At 60.7% G+C, this 10,144-nt stretch carries 11 protein-coding genes; 6 read left to right on the forward strand and 5 right to left on the reverse strand.

Annotated features, from left to right (window positions below):
* The first annotated feature begins 167 nt into the window (after positions 1 to 167).
* From mvk to fni, 3 genes are read left to right on the forward strand one after another with little or no spacing between them, the layout of a single operon-like run.
* Positions 168 to 1,115: a mevalonate kinase gene (gene mvk / locus L248_RS01625; RefSeq protein WP_022528300.1), complete on the forward strand. Its 948-nt coding sequence runs from the start codon at positions 168 to 170 to the stop codon at positions 1,113 to 1,115.
* The gene (gene mvaD / locus L248_RS01630) at positions 1,112 to 2,119 is read left to right on the forward strand and encodes a diphosphomevalonate decarboxylase (protein ID WP_022528301.1); all 1,008 of its coding nucleotides are present in this window, start codon (positions 1,112 to 1,114) and stop codon (positions 2,117 to 2,119) included. The genes mvk and mvaD overlap by 4 nt, the downstream gene beginning before the upstream one ends.
* The gene (gene fni / locus L248_RS01635; protein WP_022528302.1) at positions 2,119 to 3,171 is read left to right on the forward strand and encodes a type 2 isopentenyl-diphosphate Delta-isomerase; all 1,053 of its coding nucleotides are present in this window, start codon (positions 2,119 to 2,121) and stop codon (positions 3,169 to 3,171) included. Before mvaD ends, fni begins: the two co-directional genes overlap by 1 nt.
* Here the strand turns inward: fni and L248_RS01640 are convergent.
* Genes L248_RS01640 through L248_RS01650 form a run of 3 tightly spaced genes read right to left on the reverse strand, consistent with a single transcriptional unit; the run spans position 3,168 to position 6,328 of the window.
* Positions 3,168 to 4,538, reverse strand: a complete 1,371-nt coding sequence (locus L248_RS01640; protein ID WP_022528303.1) for an RsmB/NOP family class I SAM-dependent RNA methyltransferase — start codon at positions 4,536 to 4,538, stop codon at positions 3,168 to 3,170. The two genes, fni and L248_RS01640, sit on opposite strands and share 4 nt — an antisense overlap.
* Positions 4,531 to 5,553, reverse strand: a complete 1,023-nt coding sequence (locus L248_RS01645; protein WP_022528304.1) for an ABC transporter permease — start codon at positions 5,551 to 5,553, stop codon at positions 4,531 to 4,533. Before L248_RS01645 ends, L248_RS01640 begins: the two co-directional genes overlap by 8 nt.
* 10 nt (positions 5,554 to 5,563) lie before the next feature.
* The gene (locus tag L248_RS01650; protein WP_022528305.1) at positions 5,564 to 6,328 is read right to left on the reverse strand and encodes a hypothetical protein; all 765 of its coding nucleotides are present in this window, start codon (positions 6,326 to 6,328) and stop codon (positions 5,564 to 5,566) included.
* Positions 6,329 to 6,427: 99 nt separating this feature from the next.
* On the opposite strand from L248_RS01650, the gene L248_RS01655 reads away from it, so the two are divergent.
* Positions 6,428 to 7,465, forward strand: a complete 1,038-nt coding sequence (locus tag L248_RS01655) for a hypothetical protein (RefSeq protein WP_022528306.1) — start codon at positions 6,428 to 6,430, stop codon at positions 7,463 to 7,465.
* Positions 7,466 to 7,536: 71 nt separating this feature from the next.
* Positions 7,537 to 8,124, forward strand: a complete 588-nt coding sequence (lepB, locus tag L248_RS01660; protein ID WP_040534227.1) for a signal peptidase I — start codon at positions 7,537 to 7,539, stop codon at positions 8,122 to 8,124.
* 60 nt (positions 8,125 to 8,184) lie between these two features.
* On the opposite strand, the gene L248_RS01665 is transcribed toward lepB, so the two are convergent.
* Both L248_RS01665 and L248_RS01670 read right to left on the reverse strand, forming a co-directional pair.
* The gene (locus tag L248_RS01665; RefSeq protein WP_022528308.1) at positions 8,185 to 9,258 is read right to left on the reverse strand and encodes a M42 family metallopeptidase; all 1,074 of its coding nucleotides are present in this window, start codon (positions 9,256 to 9,258) and stop codon (positions 8,185 to 8,187) included.
* Entirely contained in the window at positions 9,251 to 9,595 is a 345-nt protein-coding gene (locus L248_RS01670) for a hypothetical protein (protein ID WP_022528309.1), read from the reverse strand. The genes L248_RS01665 and L248_RS01670 overlap by 8 nt, the downstream gene beginning before the upstream one ends.
* 108 nt (positions 9,596 to 9,703) lie before the next feature.
* Here L248_RS01670 and L248_RS01675 point away from each other — a divergent pair, with 108 nt between their 5' ends.
* A complete protein-coding gene (locus L248_RS01675; RefSeq protein WP_022528310.1) occupies positions 9,704 to 9,886 on the forward strand; it encodes an LBP_cg2779 family protein in 183 nt (60 codons plus the stop codon).
* Positions 9,887 to 10,144: the final 258 nt, after the last annotated feature.

Here is a 10,144-nt window from a genome sequence, read left to right on the forward strand (position 1 = left end):
TGTCGGGTCGGCCTCTACCGTTCCAGCCTTCAATCTGCGCAACTCGTAGTTTCCTGGGCCAGAGCCCCCCGCGGTTGCGTTCCCCCGCATTCCATAGCACAATAGGAAGGACGATTTTCATACGATGTTTTCTGAAACGATATACAACTAACCAATGAGGTGGATTCATGCAAAAAGGAATAGGTAACAGTCACGCCAAAATCATTCTGCTCGGCGACCATTCGGTGGTTTACGGTCAGCCGGCCATTTGTCTACCGCTGAAGGCCGTCCCCTGCCGCATCACCGTCACTGACCAGAACACCGGTGAACCGGATTGGCTGACGACGTCGTTTTTTACTGGTCCGACCGCCACGGCGCCGGCCAGTTTGCGCGGTCCGCTGACGCTGTGGCATGCGCTGGTCGAGCACTTTAAGATTACCGCGCAGTTGCGCGTGACGGTGGACTCCCAAGTGCCCACCGCCCGCGGCATGGGCTCCAGCGCGGCCACTGCGGTGGCGCTGACCCGAGCGTTTTATCATTACGCCCACGTGCCGCTGACGGCAGCCGCTTTGCAGGAGTGGGCCAGTGTCTCGGAAGACATCATTCACGGCACCCCCAGCGGCATTGACGCCGCGACAGCAGCCAGTGCTGTCCCCCTGTGGTTCGTTAAGGGGGCTCCGCTCGTGCGGCTGCGCGATCCGTTGCGCGGTGTGCTGGTGATTGCCGATTCGGGGAAGCAAGGAGAGACAGGTCCCGCGGTCGCTGCAGTAAGAAAATTTCGAGCCGAGCAGCCCACCCAGGTCAATGGTGCACTGACCACCCTGGGTCACATTGCCGAGCAGGCGCGCACGGCCATCAAAGACAATGACTTGCCCGCGCTGGGGCGACTGCTCGATCATGACCAGGCCATTCTGCAAGCGCTCACGGTCAGTGATCCCCTTCTGGACCGGCTCATCGGCGTGGCCCGCCAAGCTGGGGCCCTCGGCGCTAAGCTCACCGGCGGCGGCCGGGGGGGCTGCCTCATTGCGCTTTGCCCCGATCTGCCCGCCGCCCAGCACGTGGCATCGGCCTTGCAAGCCGCTGGCGCACCGGCGACGTGGATCGATCCGCTGGATTCCGGGGAGGTGCCCGCATGATGCCGACGCCGCAATGGGCCCGCGCCCATACAAATATTGCCCTGATCAAGTACTGGGGGAAGAAAGATCCCAAACTGATGCTGCCGGCCAACGATTCATTGTCGCTGACTTTGGCCGATTTCTATACCGATACCTTGGTCCGATTCCGCGGGGACTGCCCTGGTGACAGTCTGACCATTGACGGGCAGCCGGTCAGTGCCGGGGCCTTGACCAAAGCGGTCCGGGTCCTGGACGAAGTGCGCCGCCGTGCCGGTTTGACGCTGCCGGCCCAAGTAATCAGCCGGAATCACGTGCCCACCGCCGCCGGTCTGGCCAGTTCTGCTTCTGGTCTGGCGGCACTGGCCGCGGCGGCGGCCCAAGCCGCTGGACTGCACTTGACCGAACAGGAATTGAGCCGTATCGCTCGGCATGGGTCCGGCTCGGCGACCCGGTCGGTAGCTGGCGGTTTTGTTCGCTGGTATGCCGGGACGGACGATGCCTCTTCTTACGCTCTGCCAGTGGCGGCGGCTCCCGCCTTGCTGCAGGACATCCGGGTGCTGGCCGTGATTTTCTCTGACCAGCCCAAGGCCATCGGCAGTACTGCCGGGATGGCTCAGACCGTGGCCACGTCCAGCTACTTTCCGGCGTGGACCGAGCGGGCCGAGCGCGACTTGGCGGCGCTGCTGCCGGCATTGGCCGCTGGGGACTTCCCCCGGGTCGGGGCCATCGCCGAGGGTAACGCCTTGGCGATGCACGCCCTGACGTGGGCAGCGCGGCCGCCCTTCACGTATTTTCTGCCGGCGACGCTGGCCTTAGTCCAGGGCATCCAAGCTTGGCGGGCCGCGGCCCCGGTACCGGTCTATGCCACCATCGATGCGGGGCCGAACGTGAAGCTGTTGACGCTGGCTGACCATGTAGCCGCGGTCCAAGAGTGGCTCGCCGACCATTTCCCGACAGCGCGGGTCGTCGTTACCCATGCCGGTCCCGGGATCCAGTATTATCCAGAGAGAAAGGAGCCCCGCTGATGCCCGATAGTAAGCACCCCTATCCGAAAAACCCGTATTCTCGCCGCAAAGACGAACACTTAGCCCTGGCCACCCGCTTCCACGGCGATGATAACGGGCTGGACCAGGTCCACTTTGTACACCAAAGCCTGCCCGCCGTTGCCACTGACCAAGTCGACATCGGCACCGCTTTTCTGGGTCGGCACTTTCCCACTCCGCTGTACATCAATGCCATGACCGGCGGTTCTGCCCGGGCCAAGGTGATCAATGGCCAGCTGGCGACGATTGCCGCCCGGCTGCACTTGCCCCTGGCCACCGGCTCTCTGTCCGCGGCGCTGAAGCTGCCGGTGCTGGCGGACAGCTTTACCATTGTGCGGGAGAATGATCCGGACGGCTTTATTCTCGCCAACATCGGCGCTGACAAGACGGTGGCGGATGCGCAGGCCGCGGTGCGGCTGCTGGCTGCCAACGCCCTGCAGATCCATGTGAATGTCGTGCAGGAGACGATCATGCCGGAAGGCAGTGTGACCCCTGATTGGCTCGCCCATATTCAAGCGATTGCCGCTGCTGTGGATGTGCCCGTGGTCGTTAAGGAAGTCGGTTTCGGGATGAGTGCTGAGACACTCGCCCAGTTGGCGGCGGCCGGCATCACCACGGTCGACATCAGCGGCCGCGGAGGGACCAACTTCGCCGAGATCGAGAACGCCCGCCGCCCCGACCATGCCTATGCTTACCTGGCCGATTGGGGCTTGACCACCGTCCAGAGCGTATTAGAAAGCCGGGCCTTCCCGGGCACAATCTTGGCTTCCGGCGGGATTCGCGATCCCCTCCAGGTGCTGAAAGCTCTGCGCCTGGGCGCCAGCGGCGTGGGCGTCGCCGGTGCGGTACTGCGGCCGCTAGAGAAAGAGGGGCCAGAGGCGGCGGAAGCCATGCTCCGGCAATGGCTGGCGCAGCTTCCTGCCCTCTTCGCCCTGGTCAACGCGGACACGATCACTGCACTCAAAAAGCAGCCCATCTGGTATGATGAGCTGCTTCTGAGCTATGCCAGGCAACGGCGTTTGGTGTTGCCCTAAACGCGCAATCCCTTGGGATAAAAATTCTTAATCGTGCCATTCACACAATGACCGATGCCGAATCCCGTGCCGGCGAAAGTGACCAGGCCCCAGTGGCGGCCGCCGATCGTCGTTGGTAAAGTCTCGCCGTGGCGGTAGCGCTCGGCGTCTGACATCGTCAGGTCGGCCCGGTACCGCCAGGCGCTGGCGGGTAAGGCCAACGCCAAGGCGTGGTTCGGAACCAGCCGGTCGCGTTTCAAATCCGCAATGATCAGTCCCGGCCGCAGAATACGCAGCCCATTCGCGGCCATTGGAAACTCTGGCGGCAGCGCCACCACATGGTCGCCAAAGCGGCTGACCGACGAGGGCAGCGGGATGGTCATTGTTTCTTTCCAAAAATCAGTCAATAACCGGGTCTCTGCCCGGGTCAGCGGGACCGTCACAGGGTGGGCGGTCTTTTTTTTGCGCTTAGCCGCCGCCGGGCGGCGGTCGGCCAGCGGCCGCTGGTAGTGCAAATGGGCCACAAAATGCCCTTCCCCCCGGACGAGATGCGGCCACAGCCGGGCACAGCCGCTCAATGCCGTGTTTCCATCCGCCCATTCCGGTCGGCCGGCGGTCATGCCGCCGATCAAAGGAATGGGAACCACGCTGAGCCCAGGGTAAGTCGACAGCAACCAGGTAATGATCTGTTCATCCTCTTCCGGACTGAACGTGCACGTGGAGTAAACAAGATCCGCCTCATCCGTCAGCATGGGCATAATATCCGTGAGGATACCTCGTTGCCGCGCAGCACACTCGGCCGGGTATGCGGGCTGCCAATACTGCATGGCCGCCGGGTCTTTACGAAACATGCCCTCCCCGGAACACGGGGCGTCCAGTAGGATACGGTTGAAGAAATGGGGAAAGGCCGTAGCCAAGCCGGCGGGCGGTGCACTGGTGACGACTGTTTGGGTCGCTCCCCAGCGTTCCACGTTTTCACTCAAAATTTTGGCCCGGCCGTGATCAATGTCGTTGCTGACCAGCAGGCCGCTAACCCCCATCTGGCCAATCAGGTCAGTGGTCTTGCCGCCAGGGGCGGCGGCCACGTCCAAGACGCGGTCTCCCGGCTGGACACCGAGTTGCTGGGCCACCGCCATGGCACTGGGCTCCTGGGAATATACGGCACCTGTCCAAAAAGCCGGGTCGCGGCCGCCTACGGTGCCGTAATAGCCTTGGGTATTCCAGGGGACCGGATCGTCTGTTGGTGGCAAGAAATCTGCAGCGCGATGCAATGGATTGACCCGAAAGCCCTTATCGGCTTCCTCGTCAAAACTGGCTAAAAACGCCGGGGCTTCAGTGCCCAGCAAGTGCTGGTACTTTTCTGCAAACCCGGCTGGCAGGTCAGTCATCGTTTTCTTCCTCCTCTTCTGCATCTTCCTCGGCTTCGGTTAACACGTAACGCTGCTTGGTCCGCAAAATTGCGGTCACCACCAATACCGCTTGCAGGAGACCGAACAGGGCGGCGGTAACGAAGATCTGATGATAACTGAGCAGGTACAACCAGCTGGAGGCCGCGACATAGCCGGCGATCATGCCGACCAAGCCATATAAGAAATATTGGCGGATGTATCCGTATTGCAAATGGCGGTAAAGCAGTCGGTCCAAGCGGCTGGCATTAAGCAGCTGCCGCTGGCGGTCAACAAACGCTCGGGCCAGGCCAATGAGGAGAAGCAGCGCGATGGCCAGGATGGCAATCGTCCAAACTAGTGGACTGACTTGCCGACCGTTACTACCGGCGACGGTATATTTGGCTTTCGTGAACCGGCTGGCCTGGAAGAGCTTTTTCGCAGTTTTCTGCTTGGTCGTGGCGAGCGTTCCATCGATGTAGATCGTGTACCGGCGCAGACTTCTCGTCAGCATTGACTGGTCAGTGGACAGCGAGATGAACACGTGATTATTGATATCGGCCTTCTTCGCCGCGCCCACGGTGCCCACCACACTGAGGTAGCGGTTGCCAGTATCGTAATACTTCTGATTCGCCGGCTGGTAGAGCTTCTCCGTCACCGCATCGCCCACGACAACGAACGGCACAGGGGCACTGAAGTCTGTATCCCCCAGCATGCGCCCGGAACTGATCGGCAGCTGGGTATAATTGCCAGCGGCGAAGACATACGTCACGGATTTGTGCGCTGGAGCGGTAATTTGCACTTGGTAATTCGTCAAGCCGCTCTGACTGAGCTTCGTGAGCAAGCTGGGGATAGTCTCCCGGCTCTTTGTGTGGACCCGCAAGGCATCAGCCGAGAGGCCATTCCGGTTCAGCCGGTCCTGGTACGTCTGCTGGTCGTTAATACTGAAGGCCCAGACGATAAGGAAGAATGCCAGGAAGTTGCCCAGCAGGAGGAGCAGTTTCTTTTTGATCTTCAAGACCTCATTTCTAACTGATGAGAAAAGCGCGTTCGTTGACCAGGTCGAAGCGGTGCAGTGTTCGGTTCAGCGCTCGGGTCAACGGTGTCGTGTGCAGGTGGGCATGATTCCAGAAAACTGCAGAATCCGTGACGCCGCGGTATTCCCCGACGATCAGCAAATCCCCGCTGAACTGCGCCGCGCGTAAGCGTTGCAGCACTTGCCAATCCACGGGGCTGCCGTCCGGGCTCCACGCCCAGACGTAAGCATCTGTTGAAGGCAGCGTTTGCGCGACAGCGGCGGGCGCCGCTATATTCTGAACGGGATACCAGGGCACGGCCCCGGTGCCGTTGGCGGCTGCCCAGGAGCGGTCGTCAGTGGCGGACACGGTGATGCCCCGGGCGGCCAAACCCGCGGACAGCATCGCGTTGCCGGCCATCAGTTCCACGACCCGGCGGTCCTGCCAAGCAGCAGCCAGGGTATCAACAAAGGGTACCGTGATCATCGCCCACACACCGAATTCGCGGGAAATAACATGCCGGAATTCCGTTAACAAATGGTCTAGCGTGCGGATCTGGTCGGATTCTCCCGGATACGCCCACAACAAAGCAGCCAGCTCATCTTCCGCTAGCGCTAAACGGGGCAGCGGTGCCGGCGGCAAGTGGTGCGCCTGGAGGGCGGCAGCAAATACCTGCATGGCCCGCACGCGCCCGCGGATGCCTGGGGCGGTGGCGGCATACCGCTCGGTAAGTGCGGCCAGGCGCTGCCAATACTTTTCTCCAATCATCATGGTCACTATTATAAGCGCTGACGGCGTTCGCGCAAAGTCGCCAGCCGGTGCTGCTTGCGGTAAACTAGATGAGTAAGCGCTATTGCGATAGAAAGAAGGATCTCCATGGCAATTGAATGGAAGCAGGAAAACAGTATCACTCGGGATGGAGAAGGGCCGGAACAAACAGAACCGACAGAAACGATCGTGCCGGCATCGATCCTCTTGCCGCCGGTGGCGGCGGACATCAGCTGGCCGGACTTTGTGCAGACGTGTCAGGCCGCTTGGTTCCCCGGCACCCGAGCCAAAGTGGCGGCACCCGCGTTGACCAAAGGGGTCACGGCGGCGCACATGCCCGTCTGGGAACTGTTTAACGGGGACACATTAACGAATGCTGATTTCACGACGCTGTGGTATCCCACCACCGACGGTCCGTGGTTTACCGAAGGGGCTGACTGGTGGGAGACCGCCGCGATTCTGACGGCGGCGAAGCGGATCGGTACACCGGCGGCCGTGCGGACGCTGCGCACGGGCGACCCGCTGGCCCAGCGCTTGATCAGCATGACCGTTGATGACCAGCGCGTTGCCTTTGCACCGGGGGCTGAGGTGGATCCCGGCAGTACGGCCGATCCCAATCGTTTCGCCCTGGCTGCTCTGGGCATTTATACCACCCTGGCCTACATCTGGCACGCCGCTGGCCGCCCCCACGCGCTTACTTTCGTCACGACGAACGGCAGCCCGGCGCTGTCTCAAGCCATCGCTTGGGGCCGGGTGAACGGCTACCCGTGGCACGTTCAACTGGCGGATCCGCGCATCGATCCGGCCGTCGTCGAACAGTGGCTGCGCCACGTGCAAGTGACTCAAAATTACACGCTGGGGGCCGATGCGGCGCTCTCCTTGGCGACTGCGGAGCAAGTGGAGGAATCCGTCGTCTTAGGCAACTTCAACCCATACTTAACCGCTGACGTCGCCCTGTCGGCCGTCACCAACCGGGAACATCCCCACGATGCCCTGGCCGCCAGTCAGATCCTCAGCACGATCATCGCCCTGCCCGTTCCTCGGGTCTTTCGCAAACTGCGGCGCACCGAACCGACCCCGCTGCCGGCCCTCACCGCGGACCTGTGGCAAGCCTGGCTGACGGCCGCCCAGACTGCTCAAGCCTAACGTGATTCGCCAACCCCTGGGGAATGCGGTAGAATAATTGGTGACTTTATTACATTAGGGATGTGGACAGTTTGAAGGATTCGAAGAAAACAGGGGCACCGGAAGAGGAAGAAAGTTTTGGCCATTGGCTCGTGCAAACGATCGGGCTGACCGTCGTCTTCGTCGGCATCGTGGTCCTGCTCTTCACTTTTGTATTGGCGAACGATCAAGTCTCCGGACCGTCCATGCAGCCGACGTTTGAATCAGGCGACCGGATCATTGCCCTGCGCCACGATAAGATCGACCGCGGCGACATCGTCATCTTGAAGGCGCCGGACGAACCCGGGGCGTTGTACATCAAGCGGGTCATCGGCATGCCCGGCGACACCGTCCAATCGAAGAACGACGTGATGTATATCAACGGGAAGAAATACCCTCAACCGTTCCTCAAGACTTACGAATCCGAGCTGCCCTCGGGCACGCTGTACACCAACAATTTCTCCCTCAAGACCCTGGCCACGACCCATACCAACAAGGTCCCAGCCAGCAGCTACTTCGTCATGGGGGACCACCGCAACGTTTCCAAGGATAGCCGGATGCTGGGCTTCATTAAGAAATCCAGCATCGTCGGAGTCGTCAAGCTCCGTTATTGGCCGCTGAATCAAATGCGCACGTTCTAACCGAAGCGCGAATACAAAAACAGCCGCGGCATGTGCCTGCGGCTGTTTTTGTACCCTCCGTTAGAATTGATCGATGACGGCCGGCGTCAATTGTTTAATGAGTTTGATGGCCAATGCTTTGGCGGCTGCAAAGTCATCGTAAGCAATGTAGCAGTAGGCGGTGTGGGCAAAGCGCACCGGCACGCTGATGACAATGGTCGGCGCCCCGCCGTAAAGGTTGATCACGGCACCATCATTCCCGCCGCCGGAGCGGACAGACCGCTGGTACTTGATGCCCTCTGCCTGCGCCGTCTGAATCGCCAGCGCCTGGAAACGGGGGTTAGCGATGATCGACGTGTCGAAGTCCCGCAGCATCGGGCCGCGGTGCAACCCGGACTGGATCATGTAATCCGGCATGACGGTATCGTCGGCGGGCGCGCCTTCGAAGACGATGGCCAAGTCCGGCTGGATCTTGCGGACCATCACGGTCGCTCCGCGCTCACCCACTTCTTCCTGGCTGGACAGGGAGCCGACGACATCGACCGCCAGCTCCTCGTCGGCCAGGTCCTTGATCGTCTCCAGCAGCAAGGCCGTGCCGATGCGGTTGTCGAAGGCCTTGCCCAGCAGCGTATCGGACTGGGGGATGTACTCGCATTGCACTGCAGGTACGACTGGCGCACCGACGTCGATGCCAAACTTGGTCCGGACCTCATCGGCACTGGTGGCGCCGACATCGATGGTCAGTGCGCTGACCGGCGGCAGCGTCCGTCGTTCCTCGGCCGTCATGAAGTGCGGCGGCGTACTGGTGATGATGCCCGGCAGCCAGTCCCCGTCATTGTTGCGTACCCGGACCTTGTGCGCCGGCAGCGTGACCGCCGCTTGGCCGCCCACGGTGACAAAACGCATCGTGCCGTTGGGCTTGATGGCCTGGATCATGTAACCCACTTCGTCGCTGTGGGCATCCAGCATCAAGCGCGGTTTGATCTGGGTATTGCCGTGCCGGCTCAAGCGCAAGTTGCGCATGTGGTCTTCTTGGACGTCGGCATACGGCGCCACGTAATCTTTGGCGATTTGCACGACGTCATCTTCGAAGCCGGAGACACCGTTGGCATTGCTTAAGTCGCGGATCAGCGCGATGGATTCTTCTTTACTCACTGGGGGCAGCCTGCTTTCTATCCACACCGGGATCGTCATCGACCACGATGGGTTCATTGAAGTTCTTGTTGTAATAATCGACTGTAATGACCTTGTACTTACCGTTGGGGAACTTGACGACGATCTCCCCGGGGTTGACCTTGAGCATCCGGCCGTGGTCGAAGACGATCAGGTGGGTCGAATCGAAGTCGGCCTTGGTGCCCAAGTCTGCGCCGAAGAACTCTTCGATGGCCTGCTGGCTCATGCCCGCTCGGTAAGGCAGAAAGTGCGCCATCTGGGCAGTGGAAAACGCTGCAAATTCACCCTGCGGAAAGGCCGCTAACGTGTTATCTGTCATGGCTTAAGACTCCTCTCATACATCAGTATAGCAGGCGCTGAAAACTTTGACGAATCACGGCCAATTCGCTATGCTTAATAATAGAAACGTTGAGGAGGGCCCACAAACATGGCGTTATCAAAATTTGCAGAGCAGATCATTCGGTTCCAAAAACAACATGATATGACGGACGGAGAAATGGCGTTTTCCAGCCACTTCTCCGTTGAGAAGATCCACGACTTCAAGTCCGGTGAAGCAACGCCCACAACGGATGAGGAGAAAAAGCTCCGGGAATACATGAACAGCAACTAATCGTGCTCTCCCCCGCCGGCCGCTATTCCCGGCAGCGGCGGCCGGCACACTTGAAGCGCTGCAGCGTTGGCTGCGGCGATTTTTTTTGGCCAAATGTGTACGTTGAGCGGTTTTAGCGGGGAGGATGGAACAGTCTACAGTCTTTCGTCGTACCCGGTGACTCCAGGCTACGCGGGCGGGGGCGGCGACGCGAAGCTAGTACGAAGCCGGTCCTGCGGAGCTAGTGGTGACGGCGGTTTGAGCCCGCAAAGTGCGCGG

The organism is Schleiferilactobacillus shenzhenensis LY-73, from assembly GCF_000469325.1.
GTDB classification, from domain to species: Bacteria; Bacillota; Bacilli; order Lactobacillales; family Lactobacillaceae; genus Schleiferilactobacillus; species Schleiferilactobacillus shenzhenensis.

Excerpts from the sequence above, each read along its gene's own strand:
- mvk (WP_022528300.1), top strand. The coding sequence starts at position 168 with ATGCAAAAAGGAATAGGTAACAGTCACGCCAAAATCATTCTGCTCGGC.
- mvaD (WP_022528301.1), top strand. The coding sequence starts at position 1,112 with ATGATGCCGACGCCGCAATGGGCCCGCGCCCATACAAATATTGCCCTG.
- fni (WP_022528302.1), top strand. The coding sequence starts at position 2,119 with ATGCCCGATAGTAAGCACCCCTATCCGAAAAACCCGTATTCTCGCCGC.
- L248_RS01640 (WP_022528303.1), bottom strand. The coding sequence starts at position 4,538 with ATGACTGACCTGCCAGCCGGGTTTGCAGAAAAGTACCAGCACTTGCTG.
- L248_RS01655 (WP_022528306.1), top strand. The coding sequence starts at position 6,428 with ATGGCAATTGAATGGAAGCAGGAAAACAGTATCACTCGGGATGGAGAA.
- L248_RS01670 (WP_022528309.1), bottom strand. The coding sequence starts at position 9,595 with ATGACAGATAACACGTTAGCGGCCTTTCCGCAGGGTGAATTTGCAGCG.
- L248_RS01675 (WP_022528310.1), top strand. The coding sequence starts at position 9,704 with ATGGCGTTATCAAAATTTGCAGAGCAGATCATTCGGTTCCAAAAACAA.